This is a genomic window from Nostoc paludosum FACHB-159, from assembly GCF_014698835.1.
GTDB classification, from domain to species: domain Bacteria; phylum Cyanobacteriota; class Cyanobacteriia; order Cyanobacteriales; family Nostocaceae; genus Nostoc; species Nostoc paludosum.
Genome location: NZ_JACJTU010000025.1, coordinates 106,081 through 129,423, shown reverse-complemented (window position 1 = coordinate 129,423; position 23,343 = coordinate 106,081). Strand labels below are relative to the sequence as shown.

Genomic DNA, 23,343 nt, shown 5'->3' with positions numbered 1-23,343 from the left:
TCGACGTTGACCTTCTGAGGCTCGACGTTGACCTTCTGAGGCTCGACGTTGACCTTCTGAGGCTCGACGTTGACCTTCTGAGGCTCGACGTTGACCTTCTGAGGCTCAACCGGCAATAGCTAAAGGCGGCCACTGCTTGTAAATGTTTCTATGCAAATGTATCTTTACCTCAAAGAGAGAAGATTTGCAAATGAATACAAACTAGAATCAAAAATAAAGTTAACAAACTGTCTATGCAATGGGCTAATTTTCTAGCCAAAGAAGCTGCTATTACTGGCTTATCTCTTGACCAAACAGCAGCTTTTGTAAACTATTTTAAGACTGAAAACTTAAGTAAAACTGAAGCTCAACTTGTCAGCGAATTAAACGTTGATATTCCTGCTTTCAAAAAGTGGATGGATGACCTATATGACAAATTTGCCCAGAATTATCCTGAATTAGCTATTTCCAACAGTCGGGGCAAACTAGAAAAGTTACAAGCTTACCTGAGGGCAAAATATAATAGCGAATTGGATGTCCTCAAACCATTGGCGGCGATAAAATTATTAAAATCGCTAGTGGTTCGGGAACGACTGCAACAAGAACCTTGGGTTGCTAGAAGAATTTGTAAATTTTTGGGATATTCACCTTTGGCGTTAGAGTTAGTGGGGCGATATCTCAATAAAATACCAGATTTGTCTTTAGAAATACTACTAAAGCGGCTAGAGAAAAAGCGAGAGGAACATGAACCCGTAGCCAATGCTAACTCAGTGATGCATTATGAATACGGTGTAGCTGAAGCTTTTGAATTGAGTTGGGAACAATTGGATGAGAATGCACAAAGCTTTGGCTGTTTGCTAAGTTTGTGTGCTTTAGCTGACATTCCCTTATCTGTGGAGACGATAGAAGACGAGAAAAAACAACAACTTAATAATAAAGCGATCGCCGATTTACTGGAATTACATTTGCTACAACAGAAAAGTAAAGGAATTTATCTTTTAAATCCTCTAATTCGGCAACTTCTCCGCATAAAGTTGGATAATTCACATCAAGTGGATGAAGCAAAAACTAAATTTGCAGCAATGATGTTAGAGGTAGCAAAGCTAATTCCGCAACAGCCTAACCCAGAAGATATTGTTAATTTCACTCCACATATCCCCCACATTACAGAAGTTGCAACTCACTTATCTCAACATCTCAGTGATGAAAATTTAATCGCTCTGTTTACTAAATTAGCTTGGTTTTATCAAGGTCAAGAACTTTATCAACAAGCAGAATCTTGGTTGCAACGGTGTGTAAAACTAACTCAAAATCATCTTGATTTAGAACATTCCTATATCGCTGCTAGCCTCAACAATTTAGCAGGACTTTACGAATCTACAGGACGCTACAGCGAAGCCGAACCCTTGTATCGGCAAGCTTTAGAACTAAGAAAACGTCTGTTGGGAGACAACCATCTTGATGTCGCCACTAGCCTCAACAATTTAGCATTACTCTACGAATCTACAGGGCGCTATAGCGAAGCTAGACCTTTGTTTGAGCAAGCTTTAAAACTGAGAAAACGCCTGCTGGGAGAAGAACATCCTGATGTCGCTACAAATTTGAGCTATTTAGCAGTAGTCAACGAATCTATAGGACGCTATCGCAAAGCCGAATCTTTGTATCAGCAAGCTTTAGAACTCTGGAAACGCCTAGTGGGAGAAGAACATCCCCATGTGGCTACTAGCCTGAACAATTTAGGAGCATTGTATTGTTATACAGGACGCTACAGCGAAGCCGAACCCTTGCTGAAGCAAGCTTTAAAACTGAGAAAACAGCTGCTGGGAGAAGAACATGCCGATGTTGCTACTAGCCTGAACAATTTAGGGCAACTGTACGAATCAACAGGACGCTACAGCGAAGCCGAACCCTTCTATAAGCAAGCTTTGGAACTGACTAAACGTCTGTTGGGAGACAACCATCCCGATGTTGCCATTAGTCTGAACAACCTAGCAGCACTCTACCGTCATACGAGACGCTATAGGAAAGCCAAACCGCTGTTTGAGCAAGCTTTGAAAATTTGCGAACGGACTTTAGGTGTCAGCCATCCTACTACTATGACAGTTCGGGCGAATTATGCAAATTTTTTAAGAGAAACACATCACTAGCCACAATTAAAAGGGAACAGGGAACGGGCAACAGTTCAATACCCAGTAATTAAAATTAAGCTGTCCGTAAAACCCAGACACCAAAAGACTTAATATCATGTCCGGTTAATTAGTTACTAAACCCAAAGAACCCCAAAGAGCCAAAGCAGTGCTTTGTCTCCCCTCCCCGCTTGCTCTTAGGGGATTAAGGGGTGGGGTCTAATGATTACCAAAATTATAACTGATTACCCGGACATCATATTACCTATTGCCTGTTGCCTATTGCCTATTGCCTATTGCCTGTTATAGTTACTGCCACACAAAAACTTTAGCTTCGTATGGTCCCAAGTCAGTGATGACACCATCATCACCAGCTTCGATATCATAATTCGCTGTCCATTCGTGCCATGTACCACCGTTAGGAAAGTTAGGAACATGATAGCCAGCTAGGAAATTTTCTGAGAAATTGGCCACCACAACTACACGAGAACCTTCTTCATTCCAACGGCTATAAGCTAACACTTTTGCTTCTGCATTTTCGTGGATGAAGTCAATGTTTTCGGTGTAGAGAGCATGACTACTTTTACGCAGATTGGTTAAGCCTTTGTAATATTCAAACAAACCACGATTTAAATCATTACCTAACAGCGTCCAATCAATTTTAGCTGATTCAGGTTGTTTAGGTTTGTACTCGCCAAACTCCTCTCCCATCCAAATTAAAGGCACACCGATAGCAGTCATTAGGATAGCTACTCCTAATTTAATCCGCCTAAAAGCTTCTTCATCAAAAATCTCACGGTTCCCTAATTCAACCATGAGATGATTATGGTCGTGGTTGGTGAGGTAATTTACCACATTAGTAGCACCCATAAAGCCTTGACGTTTGCAGTCAATAACATCTTTAAGGCGCTCTAAATCAAATGTATCGCCACAGATATGTTCTAAAATGCAGTGATAAAAACTGTCATGCCAGCAACCATCCATCGGCCCATCAACATTGGTAATGCTGGTAGTTTCAGGAATGTGTTCGGCAACATTATAGAAAGGTTTCGGGCCAGCGGCATTTTTAGCTTCTTGGACTACCCAATGCATGAAATCATAGTTGGCAATTTGCCGCGCTGCATCATAGCGAATACCATCAATATGATATTCCTGAATCCAAAAACGGATTGTCTCACCAATAAATTTCCGCGCTGGATGAATTTCTAAATTTTCGTCGTAATGTTCGTAATTAAATTCAGGCCCCCAGTTATTATCAGGGTCGCGAGGAGAGTGATGATACCAATAATCGTGGTCAATTTGTGTTAGCGGACTAGATGCTTCTGAGTGGTTATAGATACCATCATTAATTACACGAATGCCTCTAGCATGACACTCATCAATCAAGTTTTTCAACTCAGCAGTAGTACCATAACTAGATTCTGTTGCAAAGAAATGGCGGGGATTATAACCCCAGCTATGATCGCCAGGATATTCTTTTATTGGCATCAACTCAATAGCATTGATTCCTAATTCGCACAAATAATCTAATTTTTCAACAACGTGTTTATATTTGCCGCGTGCATAAGGATCATCTTCACCACCAGAAAAATCACCAACATGCAGTTCATAAATTACTAATTCGTGGTCAGCAGGTAACGGTTTATCATCATGTTTCCAAACATAGGTATCAACAATTCTTTCCCCATCTTTGATACGGACAATACCGTTATCTTTTCCGCCCACTTCATCTATATCAGTTGCATAAGGGTCTGTGACTTCAACCCATTGTTCTGGTTCAAAAAACCATGAATTTGTTTGGACACGAAATTTATATTGATAATCGCCATCTTCTAATTCAACACTTGTGCGGAAATAGCCATCCTCACCTTTTTCCATTGGAATTTCTTGCCAATCAGAAAAAGAACCAATTAATGCGGCTCCTTTGTTATATGGTGCAAATAAATTAAATTCAATTGGCTTTGCCATAGAAATGTTTGTAAGATCAAGGATTGATAGAAGTATTCTCTGATGATTAATTAAATTTGCAAATCGCTCTAGAGAATGAATTGAATAAGTAGTGCTTCTATCTTCAGGATGAATTGAGAAATATTTTTTCTAAAATTTAGCTATATTTGGGAAGTTTTGACTTTTTTCTAGCATTAATTCCTTCAAAAATAGTAGAAAAAATAAAAATACAATGGTTTTCAAAAAGGCAAAAATATAAAAATAATTCAGAATTGAAAACTCAGGAGTCAGAATTAATCAAATGCGGTTATAAAGCAGCTAATTCCAACATTGCTGAATTATAAATTCTGAATTATAAATCTCTTTTAATCGATTTTCGCGCTATTCTGTTGCAGATAGCTTAACAGCCAATTCGCGGCTGTAGCTCTGCGAGTTTGCCGAGGGCCAAATTCACCAATTTTATAACCTTTGAAGCCGAGCTTTTCTTTGAGTGATTGTTTATTTTCAGTAGGAATGGAACGACTTAACTTGACTGTTGGAGGGCGAGAGTCAATAAAATTTGGTGGTTGTGGGTACTCATCCTGCCATTCTGGGGGAACTTGGCTATTATCCCATTGTTCAGTTGATGAATCATAGCGATAGCCTAAATAATGCCATAGCAACTGATTAACTGTGGCATCATCTAGTTCATCGTTGAGAATTGCCCAAATTGTGTCTGTATTGAGTGGTGGCAGATTAGACATAAGTAGATAAGAATTGAGAATTTAGAATCCAGAAATTAGAATTTAAGAAAACCTTTATGATTAGCCTATTACACTTCCAAAGGTAGGGGCAATTTTATTTCTATCTACGCCTGCTGGAAGATTTATCAGCTACAAGCATTAGACAAACTACTAAAAGTGACTCTAGATTAGGGAATTCGCTTTCCTCAGGAGGAAAACAATTATGGGAATAGGCGATTTGTTTAGGAATATAGTCGGTGGCAGGCAGAATCAACGCGATCAAGAGTGGGATAATCGCGATCGCACCCAATATAGTTATCGCAGCGAAGACGAAGAGGATGAAGACCGCGACTACAGATATCGCAGCGAAGACGAAGAGGACGAAGACTACGGATATAGATATCGTCGCAAAGACGACGATGAAGACGAAGACCTCGATTAATTTCCCAAATTCGAGTTAAACACAGGTTGTGTATACAAAACTAGGTAGACTGGAAATCGTAAAGAACAGACCAGTCTATGCAGAATTCCACAGCACTGCCAAAGATCATCCGCGCCCATGTATTCATTTCTGGCCGAGTCCAAGGAGTGGGCTACCGCTACGCCACTGTGGAGACAGCTAGCCAGTTAGGATTAACTGGTTGGGTGCGGAATCTCCCTGATAGTCGAGTAGAAGCAGTTTTTGAAGGGGCGCGAGAGATTGTAGATGAGATGGTTCGCTGGTGTCACTCCGGGCCACCTGCTGCTGTAGTTAAAGAAGTTAAAGTTGAGTACGAAGAACCAGAAGGTTTACGGAGATTTGAAGTGAAGCGGGGAGTTGGGAATGGGGAGATGGGGAGATGAGGGAGACGCGGGGACGCGGAGAATGACTAAAATACATTGTCTGACCTGTATGCTGTTGGAGTTTTTCCTGTCCATCGTTTAAAGGCGCGGTGAAAGGCACTTGGTTCAGAAAAGCCCAACAAAAAAGCTACATCATGTATTGGAGTATCTGTTTTTTTTAAGTGTCTTAGTGCTAATTCTTTGCGTGTCGCATCCAAAAGTTGTTGATATGAAGTACCTTCTGTTTGCAATTCTCGCTGTAAGTTACGGACGCTGATGGCTAGATTGTGAGCAATAGTTTTGATTGCAGGAACTTCTCCTTTTAAGTGTTGAGAAATTGCTTGAATAACAAGGTTGCTATAACTGTTATCTTGGCTCATCTCGTCTAACATGGCTTTTGCATGTTGTTCAAAAATAGACAAGAGGCTGGGGTTGGCTGATAAAACAGGCCAATCTAACGAGAGAGTTTTTCTAGAACTTGCTTGAATGTAGTGCAATTTAACAGCACATAGCCGACAATACCGATCGCAGCTACATTAAAAGCTTCCCCTAAATGCAAGCCGAAGTTTTCATCACCTGTCATTTTAACTACTTCACGCCATAAAGCTCTCAAAGGCGCTCCGGTAATCTGCCGGTCTGGCATATCTATCAGCGCTAGTTCAATTCCCGCAGCAGCACACAACTTTTTAGCGTCTACGTCGTAGGTTGCTGCATATTGCACGATATCTCGAACAATGGAGACGGAGAAAGTAGCCTCTTTCATAAAGCATTCAGGCGGAGTTTTCTAAATCGGCGTCTTCGGTCAATTCTTTGGCGTAGGATGTCAATTGAAGATTTTGCAGACAGCATACCTTGAGAGTATGAACAACGCCAAGGGAATTTCTGAAAATGATATCTGCAAAACTAGACCCTCACTTTGCTGACGCATTTTTCACCGCAGACTCAAACAATCAACAAATTGAGAACCCTGTAACGGGCGATCGCATGACGATTCTTCGCTCAACTTATGATACTAATGGAAAGTATGTCAAATTCCTGTTTCAACTGCCACCCGGTTCCCAAGGTAGCCCACTGCACTATCACGATACTAAGACAGAAATCTTCAAGGTTTTGAGCGGTTCGCTGGAAATGGAAGTTGGCGAAAAAGGAAATATAAAAATATTGCGGCCGGGAGAAGCCTTGGAAGTTCCTGCCGGTATGCATCATAGTTTCCGCAATACGTCTGAGGATTGGGTGACTTTCACTTCTGAAGTCCGACCAGCTGGTGAATTTGAGCATTTTCTCCGGTCGTTGTATGGACTAGCGATCGATGGCAAGGTAAATAAAGAAGGAACCCCTACAAATCTCTTGCAATTTGCCTTGCTGATCGAAAAAGCAGACACCATCATCGTTGGCCCGCCAGTGTTTGTGCAAAAGCTGATAGTTACAGTTTTAGCTACAATTGCCCATTTTTTGAACGTAGATAAGTCATTAGCTAAATACAAATAAATGGCAGTGGGTAGAGACGCGATCGATCGCGTCTCTACCGAATGGGGAATAGGGGATGAACGGCACGAAATATATATTTTGGCTTTGCAATTCAAAAATGATACAAAGTTTATCGAGTGAAAAGTTAGTCTCGGTTTGAACCACAACCTAAGCAACGCATACAAACAGAAAAAGCTGCAAGAACTGAAATAATCTCAAATAGCAATTGAAATGACAAGGGAGCTAAAGAAAATCCCCAAACCAAAGAAATTGTTCCAGTTACCATACTTGCAATACGATGAATTTCGTCTTGAGTTTTCCACGCTAAAAACGAAATTCCTAAACCTATTAATAATAAGATTAAACTAACCATAATCATGTTCGTTAATTAAAAGCTAAAAATCAATCATTCAATGCTGGAATGCTAACAGAAATTGTATATAGCATTTTTTTGACACTTACTTTATCTATATTATCTGTAGTGCTAACTTATGTAAAATTATGCGTTTACGCCGCATTCTAATATTGACTTTGACAGTTGCTACTTCTATCTTGCTGGTTTGGATATTTACTTCTAAAGTGATTATACCTCCTACAGATCGCCAGCTAGCGATCGCTGTCTATGTCCACCACGAATTAGTTGCCTGGCTGAAAGATTTAGTAGGTTGAAGGCAGAGTAAATTTTAAATGTTTGCTAATGAAAGCCTCATACTTATTTCAAATAATAATAATGCAATCAGTTTTAGAGATTTAAAGGTAAAATAGTCAATTTATTAGAAAATTCAAGCATTTCCAGGTAAATTCTCAAATTTCTAAAAGTTGCAGAAAAAGCAGAAAGCCAAAACAGTAATCAATCTAAAAATGCTGAAAAAGATACACAGAATAGACAGGAAATTAAGAGTGGTGAATCGAAAACAGAAGAACAGGCAAAATTAAATATTTTCCCAATGATTACCGGTGCGCTAGCAGGATTAGTGCTGTTTTTATCTAGCTGTTTTTGCCGTTGGCTCGGCTAGACTTCCTTACCTACATGGATTGTGAGTTTCACTGGTAAAGGATTAAAGTGCGAACTCAATGCTTTCGGATTACTTTACCAATGTCGGTCATCCCTGAGCATTATTACTCATTTCGACCGAACGAATCGCACCGATGGCGTAACCGCCCGCCGTAGGCGATCGCGGACATCTTGCACCTCCTTTGTGGAAGAGGGTGGCGCTGCACTGTCCACCCTACGGAATAATCAGCTTTATAGCTTGTGATTTCAAGTGGGAGCAATTGGTGCAAGATTTAAGCCTCCCAAGGGCGCGAGCGCACTCTATGAAACAAGTACATTGTTCTAAGATGTCGTTCTAAGATGTCCCAACGCCCCTAAAGGACGCAGCGAGCGCCGTCTGCGGGGATTTTGAGACTGATGAGGTAGTCGGCTACGATGTCGTTGACACAAGCATTGCCGCCGATGAGGGCTACACCGTGCTGTTCGCCCTCGACGGTCAGCAGGCTCGCGCCGAGCGTCTTGGCGAGGCTGATGCCGCCCTCGTGCGGGGTAGCCGGATCGCGGGTGACCGACACGACCAAGGTTTTAGGGAGTCCTTTGATGTTCTGGGCGTAGGGGTAGCCGAGGGTGGGTTTCACGCGCCAATGCTCACAGAGGTCGCGGGCGTTGACGGGTCGGCCAGTGTCTAGGAAGGGCGCAACCTTGAAAATGTCGCGCGTCATCGCGCTCTCCTGCTCGGGCGTGTGGCGTTCCTCGTCGAGGCAGTTAATGGCCACCAAGGACTCGTAGTTATTGCCGTAGCTACCGTCGGCATTCCGCTGGCTGAGGATGTCGCGCAAGAACAGCAGGGTTTTACCGCTTCCGGACTTGAGTTCGGTGATGGCTAGAATCACCGCAGGCCAGGCCTTTTCGTTGTAAAGCCCAGTGGTCACGCCGTCAATTACGGCGGTGTAAGTGACCTTGCGTCCGTCTGCGGTGATGATCGGTTTATCAATCAGTGGCCGCACGATCTGCTGGAAGGCGGCGCTAGCTTGCTTGGGATCAGTGCCGAGCGGACAAGTCGGGGTTTTAGCGCAGAAAGCCGCCATGTTGTCGAAGGCACGCTGGAAACCCGCGTACTGGACGAGGCGACGCTCGGTGGTGCCGGTGGTGGGGTCGACCGCGCCGTCGAGCACCATGGCCCGCACGTTCTGCGGGAAGGTTTCGGCGTAGATCGCGCCGAGCCGGGTACCGTAGCTGGCGCCGAAAAAGGAGAGCTTGTCATCGCCGAGCACCGCGCGGAGTACGTCCATGTCGCGGGCGACATCGCGCGTGCCGACGTGAGCCAGCACGTCCTCACCGCCGGAACGCTCGGCGCATTTTTGGTACAATTGACGGGTCTCGTGGTCCGTGTAGTCCTTGCCCCCGGAGTTGATCGAGTTGACCAACTTGTCGGCATCTCGTTCGGCATCGGTGAAGCAGTCTAGGGCTGGTGTCGAGGCCGCAACCCCGCGTGGGTCGAACCCGATCAGGTCAAACTGCTTGGCGATCGGACTGTCGGCCAAGTCCTTTGCCACCTCAACCGCGTAGCTCATCCCGGACATGCCGGGGCCGCCTGGGTTGAGCAGCAAGGAGCCGATTCGTTTGCTCGGCTTGCCCTTCGCCGATACGCGCAGCAGTGCAATCTGCGCGGTTCGCCCGCCGGGGTTCTGGTAGTCGAGCGGCACCTCAAGCCGGGCGCATTTGAAGGTGTCGTTGGCGAAGGCCTTAGCGTCGGCATCCGTGGTGGCGTAGCCCTCGCATGAGCCGAAGGTCAGCTTCTGGTTGTAGAAGCGTTTCAGCTCCGCAGGGACTTTTCCTCCTGGCTCTGACGGGTGCCCGAATGTGGGCTGGCCGCAGGCACTAAGAACCAATATCACCGCCCCAATCATTAGCGAGCTTCGGACGTGGGGCTTGTGAGCAAGCATGGTTCTCCTCTTAGCGGGAACCGTTGGCTCTGAGCCGTGCGTAGATAGGCCACGATCTTGCTTGTGGTTAGAAGAAATGTGAGACATGGGGATAAACTCCTTCGAGCTAGTTGTTGATGGGTTCAGGTATCAACGGGGTCATCGATGACCCCACCAAAGCGCAGAGTGTAAATTAGTTTGTTAGAACTTACGCATTGACGGAAATAGAGTGGTGTGAGGCGTTACGCTTCCTCGATTAGTTCGACGTATGTTGATTTGTTTGACGCGATCGCTTCGCTGGCTTCACATCCAGCCCCGTCCAATGAGCGGCAAAAGCCCACATATCAGCCGTTTCCTCAATGATCTTGTCCGTGGGCTTGCCCGCTCCATGTCCCGCGCGTGTCTCGATGCGGACAAGGTGGGGCTTGTCACCGATATCCGCTGCCTGGAGCGCGGCGACATATTTGAAGGTGTGTCCCGGCACCACGCGATCGTCCGTGTCGGCAGTGGTGGCGAGGATCGCAGGATAAGCCTTGCCGGACTGGATGTTGTGATAAGGCGAATATTTCAAGAGGTTACGGAAATCCGCTTCCTGTGCCGGAGACCCAAACTCGTCTACCCATAATTTCCCGCCTGTGAACTGGTCGAAGCGGAGCATATCCATCACACCAACCTGGGGTAACGCAGCGGCGAACAGATCCGGTCGTTGATTGACCACTGCACCGATAAGAAGTCCGCCATTCGATCCGCCCTGAATCGCCAAGCCATTTTGGGGCGTGATACTCTGTGCCTTCAGATACTCGCCCGCTGCTATGAAATCATCGAAGACGTTCTGCTTGTTCTGACGACGACCCGCTTCGTGCCATGCCTTGCCATATTCGGAGCCGCCGCGAATATGGGCGTGCGCGAACACCCCGCCCTGTTCGACCCACGCTAGCCGCTCGGCTGAAAAGGCAGGAGGCTCGGTTATGGCATAGCCGCCATACGCATAGAGCAAGGTCGGCGCTGGATTGGTCACATCTTTGCGCCGGACAATAAACATCGGGACACGGGTACCGTCCTTCGACTTGTAGAAACGCTGTTCGACCGCGATCCGATTTAGATCGATCGCAACCTTGGGTTGTGTCCACACACGCGCCGTATTGCTGGCGACATCGTATCGATAGATCGTGCCCGGAGTGTTGAAGCTGGTGAAGCCGAAGAAGGTTTCCTGGTCGTTGTGGTCGCCCTCAAAGCCGATCGCGGTGCCGATGCCAGGCAGCTTCACAACGCCGTCCGCCTTGCCGTCGAGCGTGTAGCGTCGAACTTCCGTCTTCACGTCAACCAGATACGAGATGAACAACCGTCCGCCGACCAGTGACGCATTGAGCAGAACCGAATCCTGCTCCGGCACCACATCCTTGATCGCTGGGTCGGCAGTGGCGATGTCCATCGTCACCACCTTGAAGCGCGGCGCGTCCTGGGTAGTCATGATGAAGAACTTTGTCCCCACATTGCCAGCAACGCTCCATTGATTGTCGAGATTATCGACCAGCTTGCGAGGTTTCCAATCAGCGCTCTTGAGATCCACCACGGTCAGTGTGTTGGTCGCTGAAACGGGCGTGGAAGTGATCGTGACATAACGCCCGTCTTCGGTGATGCTCAAGGTATGCACCAGATTCGGCTGATCCGGGGTGGCATAGACCAACCGATCTTGCGCCTGGGGCGTGCCGATCGCGTGGAAATAGACGGCATGATTGGTCACGCCCGCCTGGGATGCTTCGCCTTGCTTCGGTTCAGGGTAACGGGCGTAGAAAAAGCCGGAGCCGTCCTTAGCCCATGCGATGGTGGGGCTGAACCTCACCCATTTAACTTCATCGCCCTGCACCTTGCCCGTGTTTACGTCCAGCACCCGAATCGTGCGCCAGTCCGTGCCGCCATCCTGCACCGCATAAACCACGCGCTTGCCGTCGTCAGATGCCGACCATTCGGCCAGCGCGATCGCCCCGTCTTTTGCCCAACTGTTGGGATCGATCAGCACACGCCCTGCGCCATCCACACTGTCGCGGACATAGAGAACCCGCTGGCTCTGAAGTCCGGAATTATAGAGGTAGAAATATCGTCCCCCCTTTTTGACTGGAATGGTGAACCGCTCATAGTTGTACAACTGCTTCAGTCGGTTCTTGAAGATATCTCGACTTGGTAGCGTGTTGAGATAAGCGTTAGTCACCTTGTTCTGGGCTTCGACCCAGGCGGCAACTTCCTTGTCGTTGCGGACATTGTTTTCCAGCCAGCGATAGGGGTCGGCGACCTTCTGCCCGAAATGTTCCTCAACGACATTGACCCGCTTGGTTTCAGGATAGGCGATCGTAGGCATGATTGCTGTAGAATCCGTGCAAGCGGAGGCGAAATGGGTAGTAGAGAGTAGCGCGATCGCGAAAAGGGTTGCGCGGCGCATCGGTATCTTTATCTTTTGAAATGAGAGTCGAAATCCAAAGAGGTTGAATTCCAGTACTTCTTGTCGTGATTTTGCAGTTTTGAACATGTCATTGACCTACGTAACAAAATGGTTGACCATAACTACCTGGGTTAAACGATCGCAAGTAGATAAACAAAATTAATTACATTGTTTTGATCAAATTCTTTCAGCACCTTCTCAAGAGACTGAACTACGCTTTGCCAACTTTGATCGACACTTGCTAGTTGCCTCGCTCATACGTAACTAATTTTGATTAACCATTCAAAGCAACAAAGTGGTGTGAGTTGTTATGCTGTTGCCCCTAACTGGTTTACTTCTAGGGACTGGTAAACGGCTTACATTGAATCGCCTTCACATTTCGCAGATAGTTCAACTGTGGCTCGAAGTCAGTCGGACAGAAGACATAAACATTGTCCTGAGATCGGCTAATGACTAAACGGTAGCTGGGTGGAATCCCTTCAGAACTTTCGATCACTTCGATTCTGGGAATCACTTGTGAACTGACTTGAGCCAGGGATGGAAAATTGAACAGTAGGAGTACGCCGAACAGAATTGTGATTGCGATTGTGGTTGTGATTTTGGTTGAAAGAATCTTTCGGTTCATTAGAAATCTTCTGTGGCTTATGGTTGTGTAATGTTCTGTTGTTTCCAGGGAAGCGGCGATCGATAGGGGTTTTCGTGCATATCCAGGACTTCCCAGGTGGTTGGATTGACTCGCCCTGTAACTGGGATTCTGTATCGTCGCTGGAGATCGCGTACCGCAGACGCTGTGACCGCATCAAAGATGCCATCGACGATCGCCCCCCTTGGATTGCCTAACCTCACACCTGCGGCTCCTAAAAAGCCATTGTCTTGAAGGATGCGCTGTAACAATTGCACGTTTCTGCCGCGATCGCCTTGGCGTAAGGTAGGTAAGGTTAAATCAGTGTAGGCAGTGGCGATCAGAATGGGGGAGGTTTGTTGTGGAGGAATGCTGTGTGCGATCTGCGCTTCTCCCAAGGGGAGACGCCAAGGGCGAACGCAGCAGCGCTTCGCTATCGCTGGATGAGTGAGTGAACCTCCGAGCAATCCTGTAGCGATCGTTATTAATCTGAAAATGGTTTGAAGTTTCATGATTGTCCTCCTGATGGATCAGTTCTAGTTAGCATCAATTTCGTGTCGGAGTTATTACTCCATCTGCTTGCTCCGATCGGTAAAGAGCGAGTTCGTTTCAGGATCATCTGATTTAGACACTAATGTTCAGAATTCACTTGCCATGTAATCACAATGAGTTCTACAAACGGTAAGACAACTATTAGCCGCAAAAACGCTCCTAAAATGGCTTCCATCGTCCAGTTCTGACTCTGAACCTCCCAGATCATCCAAACAATATTGAATCCAATCACCAACCAGGGTAGAATTACCGCTGAATTCCGTCTGCGATAGAAGCGGATCGTCCTCTCGCGCCAAAATGGGAAGGTGCTGAGGAGACAAAAAATGTAGGAGGTTCCTGCACTGATGAACAAGCTTCTTTGAGAACCCGAAGGCAGGTTTGGGTATCCAAGTGCGATCGCCGTCAAACAAACTCCGAGCGCAAGATACAGGAAAGTAAACAAAGTAAATCGTTTCATTTTTTCTCTTTCCAATAAAGCTTATTCTCTGTACCACACACGCACACATTGAAAGCAATTGATTGCAAGACCCTGACTGATCATCACTGGGTGGAAAGCATTACTGGTCGTCACTCCGTAGACATCATCACTTGTGCCTTCAATCCGATCGGGTAAAACAACAGTTTCAACATTGATCACCTGTATCGTTGTACTTGCAATCCACTGATTGACAGCACTCACAACCTCAGAGAAGGATTCGTAATCGGAAGGTCCGCCGAAGGGTCCCCGTTCAGTAATCCGAGGCGCAAAATCTTTGTACTGAATCATTTGATTTACCACCTTAAAACTGTAGAGTTGAGCATCAATTCAAGTAGTGAGCATCGCCCACCATTTTTAAAACCTTTCTTTTTAAAACCTTTCACGGTAAAGCTTTGTGGGCAGTGCTAGTAGTCTGCCAACCCAAAAATGTTAGGTGGGGGCAGGCAGAGGAGCAGGGGTGCAGGGGTGCAGAGGAGAGTTCAATGTGCCTTGTTCTTTCCCCTCTGCCCCTCTGCTCCTCCGCCCCTCTGCCCTTGGAGCTAGCCACCATGCAAAGTTTTCTTGGCGTACTACTAGCCCTACGATATCTATTCCAAAACTTAAGCCAACCTTGCCAGTAAACCCCTAAGAACAGAGGCAAAAGCATGAAAGCTGATATGGGCTAACATTGCAGCATTAGTGCGAATATTGCCAAAAGAGCCAGCCAAACGCAATCCCCACAATCCCATTCAGTAACAACGCCCGAATAATCACAACTGGAGTGAGGGGAACGATTGCGGCAGTCGCTGGCAGGTGTAGTAGTCCAAATACCAACGCGGCTAAAACGATCGCACCCTGGTAAATCCCTTGACTTGGCAACGTAACGCCTTGTTTTAGCCCTTTCCACGCGATCCAAACAAGCAGCGACATTAAACCCCAGCGCATCAAAATTTCCTCAGTCATGCCGCCATAGAACATGGCTGTGAGCAAATTCAACCAACTTGGCTCTGTATTATTTGCTGCCCGTAGCGCTTCAGGTAGGACAGGTTGCATCAACTGATCGAGCAACAAGAAAACGATCGCCGCCGCTGCACCCACACCCAAGCTCCACTTCATCTCAACGGCAAAAGATGGAGACTTAGCGGTGTGAAACACCCAATGATCAATCAAATGGGAGCTTAATCCAACACGATAGGCACAACCAATTCCGATTAGAATGCTGATTGCCAGTAGAATTGAATACTGTAGTCCTTGCAGAAGCATTAAAATCCCCAATGGGGGCACTTTTTCCAGTATTTCTGGAGACAGTTTCGCTAACTTTTGCTCGACTAAGGGAATAGACGCGATCGTGAACATGACAATTCCCACACTGCCCAATACAAATAAAATCCCGAATTGTTTGATAATTGCCATTGGTTTAACCTCCAGATGATCCGTCTTATTAGCTCATGCCAGCAACTACCATCACCGGGATAGTGGGCAGGTTGAAAACGACATGAACGATGACAGCAGTTCAGACCGATCCGCTGCGGCGGAATATCTCGGCAGTAGTAGGGTAGGCAGTGTCCACCATTTTGTAAAACCCTTCACAGTAAGGTTTTGTGGGCAGTGTCCACCCTACTGGCAAAGCTGTCACTTGAACGTACGTTAGATAACTACGTTGCTCCAGTCGCTTGGCAGCCCGCAAGTGGGATTTAGGTGTTGGCAACTCATAGTTTGAAACGGCTCTATCCTAAAATTCGGGTTCGATAACCACGCCGCTCCAGTCGCCTGGCAGCACGTCGGGCATCGCGACGATTGTAGTGGATACTCTCATAAATCCATTTGCGATCGTCACGGCTGCGGTAATAAACCACAAACGGCCGATTGCGATATCGATCGTCGCGATATCGTTCAGTACGATCGCGATCGTACTGAGCGATTAACATATTCGGATCTCGATCAAGGTTCTGACCAATTTTTTCTGAATCTAGTGCCTGTGCCGTAAAGGGCATAGTTACTACGAATCCCGTACTCACCAGTGCTAGCAAAATTATCTTTTTCATGAGATTAGTTTGAAGGTGTAAAACTTGGATTGACCGAGCAGAATGCTGATTGCCAGTAGAATTGAATACTGTAGTCCTTGCAGAAGCATTAAAATCCCCAATGGCGGCACTTTTTCCAGTATTTCTGGAGACAGTTTCGCTAACTGTTGCTCGACTAAAGGAATAGACGCGATCGTGAACATGACAATTCCCACACTGCCCAATACAAATAAAATCCCGAATTGTTTCAGAATTGCCATTGGTTTAACCTCCAGATGATCCTTCCTATCAGCCCATACCAGCAGCTACCATCACCGGAATTGTGGGCAAGTTGAAAACGACGTGAACGACAACAGCAGTCCAGACTGATCCACTGACGATATCACCAACGACTCTTGCGATCGCTCTGGGAAACGGGTTGGGACTTTACGCTTGAACACTCCATAGGCGATCGCTAGGAACAGAGGGATAAGCACGAGTTGCGAGAGTTCGTAAAAGGTCGCGTTGCTAGTTGCCTTTGCTATTGTTTTCAGGGTTCGACGGGATCACCGACGGCTCCACCAGTGGCTACGCGCACGGCGTGAGCCATGTGCTTGATCGGGTTGCCGATAGAGGCGCGATCAACTCCCGCCATAAGGGCGGCACTGACATCTTCACTAATGACGCGCAAGACTGCGGTGGCAGTCGCCGCGTGCAGCCGCACCTCGATATCGTCAGCCGGGCGGCGCAGGCGATCCGCGATGATCTCGGCCATCTCGCGCTCTATTCGATCGTGAGTCATTAGCCAAGCCGCGCGCAGATCCGGCTCTTTTTCAGCTAGCACGGTCATTTTGATCACGGCATCGTCGTAGGACTGCTGATCGGGATTCTTGGGGCGATTCGTCGCCCACTCGACGAGGTGATCTTCGAGGGAAACCTCCCGAGGCCAGCAGCGCAACACCGCCAAACACTCCTCAACATCCTGCGCCAAAACAGGTTCAGCGCAGCTCTCCTTGTTACGGAAGTACCGCCAGAGGGTACGCACCGAGATTCCTACCGCGTTTGCGATTTGCTCACCACTCGTGGCAGCGACACCCTGTTCCCAGAACAAACGCGCCGCCTCCCGCGAAATCTCCAGACGTATTCGCTGATGCCGCTGCTCACTCATCCCCCTTGGTCTGCGATCGTTGGTCGTGTCGCTATCACCATCACTCCTCATAGCCGTCTTTCGTTTCAATACTTGTCATTAAATGTCAATTTGACATTTAATGACACCAATCGCAAGAGGTAGCTTTGTCGACAGTGTTATTGAACTTAGGACTGATGCTTCTGTGCAAGATTGTGATAGCACCACAAGGATTAGGTAGTTAAATGTTGGCTCATTCGATGGCAAGCTGTTGTTCTTGCCAGATACCAAAACCAATGACCCCTGGCTAGTGCCATTGCGCTCTGGTAGCCGTGAGGTGCTGGAAGGGTTTTGCGATGGGCTGCGCCCCGCCGTAGGCTATCGCGCTCCGACCAGAGCGAAGAAGCCAACGAACAGTCACGCACCTAATTGACAGATATGACGAATTACTTTCTTTATGGCTATTAAAAGTACCTGTAGTGTTGCCGCCATTGCCATCAGCGACAGTGAAAGTGAAGCTGTCAGTGCCGTTGAAATTGGCATTGGGGGTGTAGATAAAGAAGTCGTCACTGGGGTTGTCTGGAGTGTTGTTGTCGTTGAGTGCTAGTGTGCCGTTAGTGGGGTTAGTGAAGTTGCTAATGCTTAAAGTATCATTATCTAAATCTGTAAATCTACGCAGAATATCTCTAGTTATGTTAGAGTTTCAAGATTATCTGGGTCTCCGTGCATACACCAATATGCTACTGTTCTGGGCGAACAACCTAAAAATTTAGCAATTTCATGTTGCGGTTTACCATCATTCTGGAGCAGAATAATGAGAATTCTTTCTCTGATATGCGATTGGTCGCTCTCTTTTAGAGCTTGTTGTAGTTGTGTGACTTGTTCCGTCGTTAAAAAGTTCTTGGCTGGCTGTGGCATAGTTGCTTTTAAACGGCTTCATCTTCTTATTTGTAACTTTGGCTAGTCAAGGATTAATCTCATTACCCGCAGGTGTGGCGTTAATGCTGGGTGCTGAAGTTGGCACTTGTGCTGACACGCTAGTAGCTACTCTGGGGCGCGACCGCCCAGCAGTGCGGACAGGTGTCTTTCATTTATTATTTAATCTTGTTTGTGCTGGTGTAGGGATTATATTTGCTAGCCAGTTGGCAACAGTCACTCAGTGGATTTCTCAGCTATTTGGTGCTGGAGACGATATTGCTCGGCAAATTGCTAATGCACAATTGATATTTAACGTACTGGGAGTGATGATAGCGATCGCTTTTTTACCCTGGATTGCCCATGCATTAGAACGACTAATTCCTGATGGACAAAACCAAAATCGGCAAGTTGAAATGTTAAAGAAATAATTACAAGACCATAAGGGGAAAGACAAGGAAACCAGGAGAACTGCAAGGGAAATTTCACAAAATACTTGATACAAATTATTACTCTCTAATTCTCTCCCCCGCCATCTCAGAGAACTGGAAATTACACCCTAAAAAATTTTCCAATAAGCACGAATTCGCTAAAAATTAGTCATTTGACTAATAACTAATGAATAATAACAAAATTAAGTCACCAAAGTTAAAATCTTTGGTGACTTAGTAGTGTTTTGCTAAACCTTTAGAATGTGAAAGTTGTTCTTAGGGTACCAATAATTGCATCGTCGTTATCGCTGTTTTGACCAGGAGAGGTCAGCCAAATCACACCAGGGGTGATTGAGATGTTATCTGACACGCGATATCTATAGAACCCTTCAAAGTGATAAGGTACGTCATTACCAACAAAATTTGGTCGGTTACGGGCATATGGTTCTGCACCAGCAAAAATACCCAATACGTTACCTTTTTTACCGAAGTCAGGCAAGGCTATTCCAAGACCATAGCTCCAAGCTTCATAATCATCATCTGCGCCGAAGCCTGTGATATCGTGGTAAGAAATGAAGCCACTAACTGAGAGTTTGTCACTAGGTCTGAAGGCTGCTTCTATACCGTAAGAATTACTGGAAGATCCGTTTAGTGTAGTTAGGGTATTTGCTTGACCTGTACCTACAACGCGGTTAGTGCTACCTAAACCACCACCTAGATCGAATAAATTACCGCCTCCAGCACCATGATAACCATGAACGTAGGTAGCAGCGATCGCTAAGCGATCGCCAATACTAAAGTTCAACTGTCCTAGAGCAGCATAGTTACCCTCGAACAAACCTTGATTTCCCCCAGGATTATTAGCATTTGACGCTAAGTAACCTATGGTCAATGAACTTGGTCTCAAAATGCTACCACCTTTACCAAAGGGTAAAGTCAATGCCGCACCTGCACCACCACCAATACGATAGATGGGACTTTCAGAAGCAAAGGTAGACAACGCACCATTACCACCGTCATAATCCTCAAAATAAGGGTTATTAGTGGCAACGTAATCGCTATGAATACCTCCGGTACCTGCAATGTAAACTTGGGCTGGGCCAATGGGTACGTAATACGCCAACCAGTCTATAATCACACTGTTGTTACCAGTGCTACCGATTTGAAACGTTTGTGTACCTTCAGCAGTATCAATAGGAAAACCAGCATCATCTATTTGACTAAAGGCTGTTGCATTACCAGCTGCCAGACGGGTGTGTAGTACATCTTTACCCGTGAAGCTGGTTTGCAAGTCTAAACGTACCCGATCTTGGAAGACAGTATTATTAACATCGCCAGTGTTACCGCCAAATATATCACTAACAGCAAAAATAGCTTCACCGACTAGTTTGGTGGTAGTGGAAAACTGATTTGCTTCCAGTTCAGCAGTACGCGCTTCTAAAGCATCTACTCGACCACGCAGAGTTGCCAGTTCTGCTGAAAATTCTTCTTGCAAACGCTGGAGAGTCGCCAAATCCTGTTTTGTCACCAAGTCAGCAGTTGCTGTGGCAATCAGTTCAGTAACCCGGTCTAAACAAGCATTCAAACCTGCGGCAAACTCATAACGAGTCAGGGCCCGGTTACCACGGTAAGTGCTATTCGGGTATCCAGCAATACAACCGTAGCGCTCAACCAGAGATTGCAAAGCTTGAAATGCCCAATCAGTCGGCTGTACGTCGGAAAATTGAGAAACTGATGTGACTTGAGACAGTGAATTCTGTTTTTTGCCTTCGCTGCTGTAGCGGTTAACTTGTTCTAAGACTTGACTATCATCAGTCTTTGCTTGGGCAACCACAAATTTTTCGGCACTTGGTTGCTGTATTTGCATCGATAGTGAGGCGCCAATAGCTTCTGGTGCTTCTGTCTGAAAAGCTTTTGCCTTTGCATCTTCAGAAGAGCCTGCTACCTCAGCAGCTATAGCCCTAGCGGAAACCAACACCGTCACTCCTAAAACTACTGGACTTAGTACCAGAGTTTTCCACAATAAATGAGACATTTTTTATTTTCCTTTCCCAAAAAATACCCAAAATCAGTGGGTTCAAGAAAAAGAGAATAAGCAATTATTCTACTTGGTAAAAATATTATCAGATTGTAGTCACATGAGCTATGTCTCACAGAATATTTACGGATGAAGAATCGTAAACTTTTGTAGATGACTTGTGTTTCAAATAAACCGTTGTCAGCATTGGGCACTTAGTAGTCAAAAGTCAGAATCTAGTACGATCGCCCTATTGATTCATCATCCTATTTTCCTAAATTCTGACTTTAAATTGATCAAAAAGTCTTTATGCTGGTATTTCGCTAGCTTTTGACCCATTTCTAGACTTTAGCTTCTTCTTTTTGACTCTAATTTGCGGTAGTTCCTTTTTATCTTTATAAAATTAACAGATTTCCACGAGAGTTGGCCAGATTTCTAGAGAGCCATGAAACTAGCTAATCACATCCCCAATAATTCTAGAGACATTTTGCTGAAAAAAGTCCGGTTCAAACCCATAAAAAACCCGCTCCTTGGAGATTCACACCGCGAAGGTCTACCCACTCCAAATTTGCATACCGGAGATTAGCATTTTTCAGCTTCGCTCTTTGAAGATTTGCCGATCGCAAATCAATTCCTTGTAAGTTTGCTTTTGAGAAATCCAATCTTGATAAATTACAACCGAAACATTTTCTTGTTTATTGAAGCTGTTGAATAACATACTGTCGAAGCAAATCATTGCCTTGACTAATCAGGGAAGGAGTAAAGACAAATGCCATCGGAATCAGGGGTCGTAAAAAGAGATTCACAAATGTGAATTAAAGTTAAATCAAATAACTCTAGCGAGATTTGTAGTCAGAGCAATTTAGGGCTTCTTTGGTTAGAGCAATGGAAGGATTTACTGCACACTTGAGATAATAATTGTTCTTAAAAAATTGACACTTTTTACAAGGATGTTGCTGTACAGTTTTGATACTTACTATTTCATCTTTATCCTGTGTTACATTTTGTTGTGGCTCTTCTAGTGCTTTGCAGAAACATGAAACAAAATAAACAAGAATTCCCCAAGCCATCATGAAGCAAACATGAGCCAAAAATACTGCTACAAAGGAAATATCTCCGTCCCGCGCTTTGATGTGATTATGTGTTGTTTCAATCGCTTTAGCTTCAATCAAGGTAGACTGATAAACGCTCTTTTGGAGGAATAAATTCTGAATCATCTGAATTGAGAGATTGTTTGTCTGTTGGTCGAGATTCCAATAAACAATTGTTGAGGGAATAGTAGAGAGAATGGATTTTCTTGAGAGTGACTTTGAGAGCGGGAATCATCATTGGATGAATCGCGATCGCTAAGATGTAATCTCCAGCACAAATAATCGGATTATCTGTTGCGGAAAGCACTTGATTTTCTCTTAAAATTCCCAAAAAAGCACATTTATCTGGTAACTGAATCTCAGTTAAATGAATACCACAGTAAATACTATTTACTTGGATTAAAACACCAAATAAACTTGGTTCTAAAGTTTTTTTTAACACTCAATCTTCTTTAACTCTAATAATATTGTCCAACAGTATAGAGAAAATTTTATTTAGAATTGATATATTTTCTAACAATAGAAATCATATCTAAATATATATATATCTACCTAATAGTTAGCAAGGCATATACTTAGAGATATATAAAAGCGGGATATTTTTACCATAAAAAATTATTCATCATTTGTAAAAAACAAGCTCTCCGAGTTATTTAAAAATTCGGAGAGCTAAAACTTGAATAGATAAATATTTTAAGCACTTTTCATGCTTTTATTCTTTGATTTTATCCAAAGCTAAATTCAACTTCAAAACATTAACTCCAGGCTCACCAAAGATGCCGAGAAACCGACCATCTGTGTTTTGAGCAATTAAAGTTTCGAGTTGATTCGGCTGAACTCCCCGCGCTTTGGCTACTCGTGCAATTTGGGCTTTGGCGGCTTCGGGGGTGATGTGGGGGTCAAGGCTAGAACCAGAGGTGTAAACAAGATCCGCAGTTGGCTGTACGCCTGCTGTTTTCAAACGATTGAAATCACCTTCAACTTTTTTGCTTGGGTCTGGGTCATCTTTTCCTTTGATGCGTTCTAGTAATGCGGGATTACTGGGAGCTAAATTACTAGCACCGGAAACTCCGGTTTGTAAAACTCCTGCATCATCTTTTTTGGGGTCGGCTGTGCTGTAGCTAGTGGTACTAGGACGACTGTTAAAATAGCGATCGCTACTAAAAGGTTGACCAATTAATGCAGAACCCACTACTTGACCTGTATTATTTGTCAGCAAACTACCATTTGCTTGAAAGGGAAACACAATCTGCCCAATGGCAATCATCAAAAAAGGATAAATAATCGCTCCTATTACCCAGAGTACCAAGGTAGAACGAATAGCTCTGCTGGCTTCGCGTGCAAAACTCATTAAAATTTCTCCGGTACAAACATTACAAAAAATAAATAGATAGAAAGTCCTAGCGTCACCAGTCCTAGCAGTCCCACTCCCCAAGCTTGACTCCGGGAAAGTTGTTCGCTTGTGGCAGCATAAACTACGGGTGCAACTACTAAGTTGAAGCACATTGCGAGGAATAAATACAATGGCAGTTTTTGTTTACGCCATTGACACCAGATTTCACTTATTGCTTCAGATAGTTGGGATATAGGAATAGTGTGTTGGATGTGAGGGAGTTTCATAAGTAAATTTAGGGTTTACCAAGAAAGAAATTATCTAAGAAAACGTAGACGCAAACCGGCTTGCCGCAGGCTACCGCAGAGGCCACAGAG

27 protein-coding genes and 3 pseudogenes are annotated in these 23,343 nt (G+C 45.2%); 8 read left to right on the top strand and 22 right to left on the bottom strand.

Annotated features, from left to right (window positions below):
- The first annotated feature begins 233 nt into the window (after positions 1-233).
- A complete protein-coding gene (locus H6H03_RS23970) occupies positions 234-2,126 on the top strand; it encodes a tetratricopeptide repeat protein (protein ID WP_190957551.1) in 1,893 nt (630 codons plus the stop codon).
- A 288-nt stretch (positions 2,127-2,414) separates the two neighbouring features.
- Here the strand turns inward: H6H03_RS23970 and H6H03_RS23965 are convergent, their stop codons facing one another.
- Both H6H03_RS23965 and H6H03_RS23960 read right to left on the bottom strand, forming a co-directional pair.
- Positions 2,415-4,073, bottom strand: a complete 1,659-nt coding sequence (locus tag H6H03_RS23965) for an alpha-amylase family glycosyl hydrolase (protein WP_190957550.1) — start codon at positions 4,071-4,073, stop codon at positions 2,415-2,417.
- Positions 4,074-4,417: 344 nt separating this feature from the next.
- A complete protein-coding gene (locus tag H6H03_RS23960; RefSeq protein WP_190957549.1) occupies positions 4,418-4,795 on the bottom strand; it encodes a DUF1823 family protein in 378 nt (125 codons plus the stop codon).
- 202 nt (positions 4,796-4,997) lie between these two features.
- On the opposite strand from H6H03_RS23960, the gene H6H03_RS23955 reads away from it, so the two are divergent.
- A complete protein-coding gene (locus H6H03_RS23955; protein ID WP_190957548.1) occupies positions 4,998-5,216 on the top strand; it encodes a polyribonucleotide nucleotidyltransferase in 219 nt (72 codons plus the stop codon).
- 77 nt (positions 5,217-5,293) lie between these two features.
- A complete protein-coding gene (locus H6H03_RS23950) occupies positions 5,294-5,617 on the top strand; it encodes an acylphosphatase (protein WP_190957547.1) in 324 nt (107 codons plus the stop codon).
- A gap of 26 nt (positions 5,618-5,643) precedes the next feature.
- On the opposite strand, the gene H6H03_RS40520 is transcribed toward H6H03_RS23950, so the two are convergent.
- Complete coding sequence (locus H6H03_RS40520; protein WP_242057971.1) at positions 5,644-5,988, bottom strand: helix-turn-helix transcriptional regulator; 345 nt, start codon at positions 5,986-5,988, stop codon at positions 5,644-5,646.
- A 62-nt stretch (positions 5,989-6,050) separates the two neighbouring features.
- Positions 6,051-6,359, bottom strand: coding sequence for an AraC family transcriptional regulator ligand-binding domain-containing protein (locus H6H03_RS40515; protein WP_242057970.1), 309 nt, complete (start codon positions 6,357-6,359; stop codon positions 6,051-6,053).
- 125 nt (positions 6,360-6,484) lie between these two features.
- On the opposite strand from H6H03_RS40515, the gene H6H03_RS23940 reads away from it, so the two are divergent.
- Positions 6,485-7,084, top strand: coding sequence for a cupin domain-containing protein (locus H6H03_RS23940; protein ID WP_242057969.1), 600 nt, complete (start codon positions 6,485-6,487; stop codon positions 7,082-7,084).
- A 124-nt stretch (positions 7,085-7,208) separates the two neighbouring features.
- Here the strand turns inward: H6H03_RS23940 and H6H03_RS23935 are convergent, their stop codons facing one another.
- The gene (locus H6H03_RS23935) at positions 7,209-7,436 is read right to left on the bottom strand and encodes a hypothetical protein (RefSeq protein WP_190957546.1); all 228 of its coding nucleotides are present in this window, start codon (positions 7,434-7,436) and stop codon (positions 7,209-7,211) included.
- A 128-nt stretch (positions 7,437-7,564) separates the two neighbouring features.
- Between H6H03_RS23935 and H6H03_RS23930 the strand changes: the two genes are divergently transcribed.
- Together H6H03_RS23930 and H6H03_RS23925 are read left to right on the top strand one after the other, a co-directional pair.
- Complete coding sequence (locus tag H6H03_RS23930; RefSeq protein WP_190957545.1) at positions 7,565-7,732, top strand: hypothetical protein; 168 nt, start codon at positions 7,565-7,567, stop codon at positions 7,730-7,732.
- Positions 7,733-8,100: 368 nt separating this feature from the next.
- Positions 8,101-8,322, top strand: a complete 222-nt coding sequence (locus H6H03_RS23925; RefSeq protein ID WP_190957544.1) for a hypothetical protein — start codon at positions 8,101-8,103, stop codon at positions 8,320-8,322.
- A 109-nt stretch (positions 8,323-8,431) separates the two neighbouring features.
- Here H6H03_RS23925 and H6H03_RS23920 read toward each other — a convergent pair whose 3' ends face one another.
- The 9 genes from H6H03_RS23920 to H6H03_RS23880 all read right to left on the bottom strand — a co-directional run bounded on the left by H6H03_RS23920 (position 8,432) and on the right by H6H03_RS23880 (position 17,221).
- Positions 8,432-9,967 (bottom strand): alpha/beta hydrolase, encoded by a 1,536-nt coding sequence (locus H6H03_RS23920; protein WP_242057968.1) that lies wholly within the window; start codon positions 9,965-9,967, stop codon positions 8,432-8,434.
- Positions 9,968-10,238: 271 nt separating this feature from the next.
- On the bottom strand, positions 10,239-12,506 hold the full coding sequence (locus H6H03_RS23915; protein ID WP_199339066.1) for a prolyl oligopeptidase family serine peptidase: 2,268 nt from the start codon (positions 12,504-12,506) through the stop codon (positions 10,239-10,241).
- A 250-nt stretch (positions 12,507-12,756) separates the two neighbouring features.
- Positions 12,757-13,044, bottom strand: a complete 288-nt coding sequence (locus tag H6H03_RS23910; RefSeq protein WP_190957542.1) for a hypothetical protein — start codon at positions 13,042-13,044, stop codon at positions 12,757-12,759.
- A 17-nt stretch (positions 13,045-13,061) separates the two neighbouring features.
- Positions 13,062-13,553: a peptidoglycan-binding domain-containing protein gene (locus tag H6H03_RS23905; protein ID WP_190957541.1), complete on the bottom strand. Its 492-nt coding sequence runs from the start codon at positions 13,551-13,553 to the stop codon at positions 13,062-13,064.
- Positions 13,554-14,071: 518 nt separating this feature from the next.
- Positions 14,072-14,359, bottom strand: a complete 288-nt coding sequence (locus H6H03_RS23900; RefSeq protein ID WP_190957540.1) for a hypothetical protein — start codon at positions 14,357-14,359, stop codon at positions 14,072-14,074.
- Positions 14,360-14,746: 387 nt separating this feature from the next.
- Positions 14,747-15,463 carry a CPBP family glutamic-type intramembrane protease gene (locus H6H03_RS23895; RefSeq protein ID WP_242057967.1) on the bottom strand — a complete coding sequence of 239 codons (717 nt, stop codon included), beginning with the start codon at positions 15,461-15,463 and terminating at the stop codon, positions 14,747-14,749.
- A gap of 314 nt (positions 15,464-15,777) precedes the next feature.
- Complete coding sequence (locus H6H03_RS23890) at positions 15,778-16,095, bottom strand: hypothetical protein (protein WP_190957539.1); 318 nt, start codon at positions 16,093-16,095, stop codon at positions 15,778-15,780.
- Positions 16,092-16,334: a hypothetical protein gene (locus H6H03_RS23885; RefSeq protein ID WP_242057966.1), complete on the bottom strand. Its 243-nt coding sequence runs from the start codon at positions 16,332-16,334 to the stop codon at positions 16,092-16,094. The genes H6H03_RS23890 and H6H03_RS23885 overlap by 4 nt, the downstream gene beginning before the upstream one ends.
- Before the next feature lie 269 nt (positions 16,335-16,603).
- Positions 16,604-17,221, bottom strand: coding sequence for a TetR/AcrR family transcriptional regulator (locus H6H03_RS23880; protein WP_242057965.1), 618 nt, complete (start codon positions 17,219-17,221; stop codon positions 16,604-16,606).
- 235 nt (positions 17,222-17,456) lie between these two features.
- On the opposite strand from H6H03_RS23880, the gene H6H03_RS40510 reads away from it, so the two are divergent.
- A complete protein-coding gene (locus H6H03_RS40510) occupies positions 17,457-17,612 on the top strand; it encodes a hypothetical protein (protein ID WP_242057964.1) in 156 nt (51 codons plus the stop codon).
- A 90-nt stretch (positions 17,613-17,702) separates the two neighbouring features.
- Here the strand turns inward: H6H03_RS40510 and H6H03_RS40505 are convergent.
- Both H6H03_RS40505 and H6H03_RS23865 read right to left on the bottom strand, forming a co-directional pair.
- Positions 17,703-17,858: pseudogene (locus H6H03_RS40505) on the bottom strand (Ig-like domain-containing protein); the annotation flags it as partial.
- 17 nt (positions 17,859-17,875) lie between these two features.
- A pseudogene (locus tag H6H03_RS23865) lies at positions 17,876-18,097 on the bottom strand (helix-turn-helix domain-containing protein); the annotation flags it as partial.
- A gap of 38 nt (positions 18,098-18,135) precedes the next feature.
- Here H6H03_RS23865 and H6H03_RS23860 point away from each other — a divergent pair.
- Positions 18,136-18,525 (top strand): Na/Pi symporter, encoded by a 390-nt coding sequence (locus tag H6H03_RS23860; RefSeq protein ID WP_242057963.1) that lies wholly within the window; start codon positions 18,136-18,138, stop codon positions 18,523-18,525.
- 256 nt (positions 18,526-18,781) lie between these two features.
- Here the strand turns inward: H6H03_RS23860 and H6H03_RS23855 are convergent, their stop codons facing one another.
- The 6 genes and pseudogenes from H6H03_RS23855 to H6H03_RS23830 all read right to left on the bottom strand — a co-directional run bounded on the left by H6H03_RS23855 (position 18,782) and on the right by H6H03_RS23830 (position 23,253).
- Entirely contained in the window at positions 18,782-20,560 is a 1,779-nt protein-coding gene (locus H6H03_RS23855; protein WP_190957536.1) for an iron uptake porin, read from the bottom strand.
- Between the two features lie 488 nt (positions 20,561-21,048).
- Positions 21,049-21,213, bottom strand: a pseudogene (locus tag H6H03_RS40500) (pentapeptide repeat-containing protein); the annotation flags it as partial.
- A gap of 165 nt (positions 21,214-21,378) precedes the next feature.
- Complete coding sequence (locus H6H03_RS23845; RefSeq protein ID WP_190957535.1) at positions 21,379-21,714, bottom strand: hypothetical protein; 336 nt, start codon at positions 21,712-21,714, stop codon at positions 21,379-21,381.
- The gene (locus H6H03_RS23840) at positions 21,707-22,075 is read right to left on the bottom strand and encodes a TrkA C-terminal domain-containing protein (protein ID WP_313931905.1); all 369 of its coding nucleotides are present in this window, start codon (positions 22,073-22,075) and stop codon (positions 21,707-21,709) included. Before H6H03_RS23840 ends, H6H03_RS23845 begins: the two co-directional genes overlap by 8 nt.
- A gap of 270 nt (positions 22,076-22,345) precedes the next feature.
- On the bottom strand, positions 22,346-22,984 hold the full coding sequence (gene kdpC, locus H6H03_RS23835) for a K(+)-transporting ATPase subunit C (protein ID WP_190957534.1): 639 nt from the start codon (positions 22,982-22,984) through the stop codon (positions 22,346-22,348).
- On the bottom strand, positions 22,984-23,253 hold the full coding sequence (locus H6H03_RS23830; protein ID WP_190957533.1) for a potassium-transporting ATPase subunit F: 270 nt from the start codon (positions 23,251-23,253) through the stop codon (positions 22,984-22,986). Before H6H03_RS23830 ends, kdpC begins: the two co-directional genes overlap by 1 nt.
- Between the last annotated feature and the right edge of the window lie 90 nt (positions 23,254-23,343).

What these genes read in the sequence shown, in the direction of transcription:
- H6H03_RS23915 (WP_199339066.1), bottom strand. Translation starts at nt 12,506, where the DNA reads ATGTTCAAAACTGCAAAATCACGACAAGAAGTACTGGAATTCAACCTC.
- H6H03_RS23955 (WP_190957548.1), top strand. Translation starts at nt 4,998, where the DNA reads ATGGGAATAGGCGATTTGTTTAGGAATATAGTCGGTGGCAGGCAGAAT.
- H6H03_RS23950 (WP_190957547.1), top strand. Translation starts at nt 5,294, where the DNA reads ATGCAGAATTCCACAGCACTGCCAAAGATCATCCGCGCCCATGTATTC.
- H6H03_RS23910 (WP_190957542.1), bottom strand. Translation starts at nt 13,044, where the DNA reads ATGAACCGAAAGATTCTTTCAACCAAAATCACAACCACAATCGCAATC.
- H6H03_RS23940 (WP_242057969.1), top strand. Translation starts at nt 6,485, where the DNA reads ATGATATCTGCAAAACTAGACCCTCACTTTGCTGACGCATTTTTCACC.
- H6H03_RS40515 (WP_242057970.1), bottom strand. Translation starts at nt 6,359, where the DNA reads ATGAAAGAGGCTACTTTCTCCGTCTCCATTGTTCGAGATATCGTGCAA.
- kdpC (WP_190957534.1), bottom strand. Translation starts at nt 22,984, where the DNA reads ATGAGTTTTGCACGCGAAGCCAGCAGAGCTATTCGTTCTACCTTGGTA.
- H6H03_RS23965 (WP_190957550.1), bottom strand. Translation starts at nt 4,073, where the DNA reads ATGGCAAAGCCAATTGAATTTAATTTATTTGCACCATATAACAAAGGA.
- H6H03_RS23935 (WP_190957546.1), bottom strand. Translation starts at nt 7,436, where the DNA reads ATGGTTAGTTTAATCTTATTATTAATAGGTTTAGGAATTTCGTTTTTA.
- H6H03_RS23885 (WP_242057966.1), bottom strand. Translation starts at nt 16,334, where the DNA reads ATGGCAATTCTGAAACAATTCGGGATTTTATTTGTATTGGGCAGTGTG.
- H6H03_RS23930 (WP_190957545.1), top strand. Translation starts at nt 7,565, where the DNA reads ATGCGTTTACGCCGCATTCTAATATTGACTTTGACAGTTGCTACTTCT.
- H6H03_RS23895 (WP_242057967.1), bottom strand. Translation starts at nt 15,463, where the DNA reads ATGGCAATTATCAAACAATTCGGGATTTTATTTGTATTGGGCAGTGTG.
- H6H03_RS23960 (WP_190957549.1), bottom strand. Translation starts at nt 4,795, where the DNA reads ATGTCTAATCTGCCACCACTCAATACAGACACAATTTGGGCAATTCTC.
- H6H03_RS23970 (WP_190957551.1), top strand. Translation starts at nt 234, where the DNA reads ATGCAATGGGCTAATTTTCTAGCCAAAGAAGCTGCTATTACTGGCTTA.
- H6H03_RS23890 (WP_190957539.1), bottom strand. Translation starts at nt 16,095, where the DNA reads ATGAAAAAGATAATTTTGCTAGCACTGGTGAGTACGGGATTCGTAGTA.
- H6H03_RS23855 (WP_190957536.1), bottom strand. Translation starts at nt 20,560, where the DNA reads ATGTCTCATTTATTGTGGAAAACTCTGGTACTAAGTCCAGTAGTTTTA.
- H6H03_RS23880 (WP_242057965.1), bottom strand. Translation starts at nt 17,221, where the DNA reads ATGAGTGAGCAGCGGCATCAGCGAATACGTCTGGAGATTTCGCGGGAG.
- H6H03_RS23900 (WP_190957540.1), bottom strand. Translation starts at nt 14,359, where the DNA reads ATGATTCAGTACAAAGATTTTGCGCCTCGGATTACTGAACGGGGACCC.
- H6H03_RS23920 (WP_242057968.1), bottom strand. Translation starts at nt 9,967, where the DNA reads ATGATTGGGGCGGTGATATTGGTTCTTAGTGCCTGCGGCCAGCCCACA.
- H6H03_RS23905 (WP_190957541.1), bottom strand. Translation starts at nt 13,553, where the DNA reads ATGAAACTTCAAACCATTTTCAGATTAATAACGATCGCTACAGGATTG.
- H6H03_RS40520 (WP_242057971.1), bottom strand. Translation starts at nt 5,988, where the DNA reads ATGTTAGACGAGATGAGCCAAGATAACAGTTATAGCAACCTTGTTATT.
- H6H03_RS23830 (WP_190957533.1), bottom strand. Translation starts at nt 23,253, where the DNA reads ATGAAACTCCCTCACATCCAACACACTATTCCTATATCCCAACTATCT.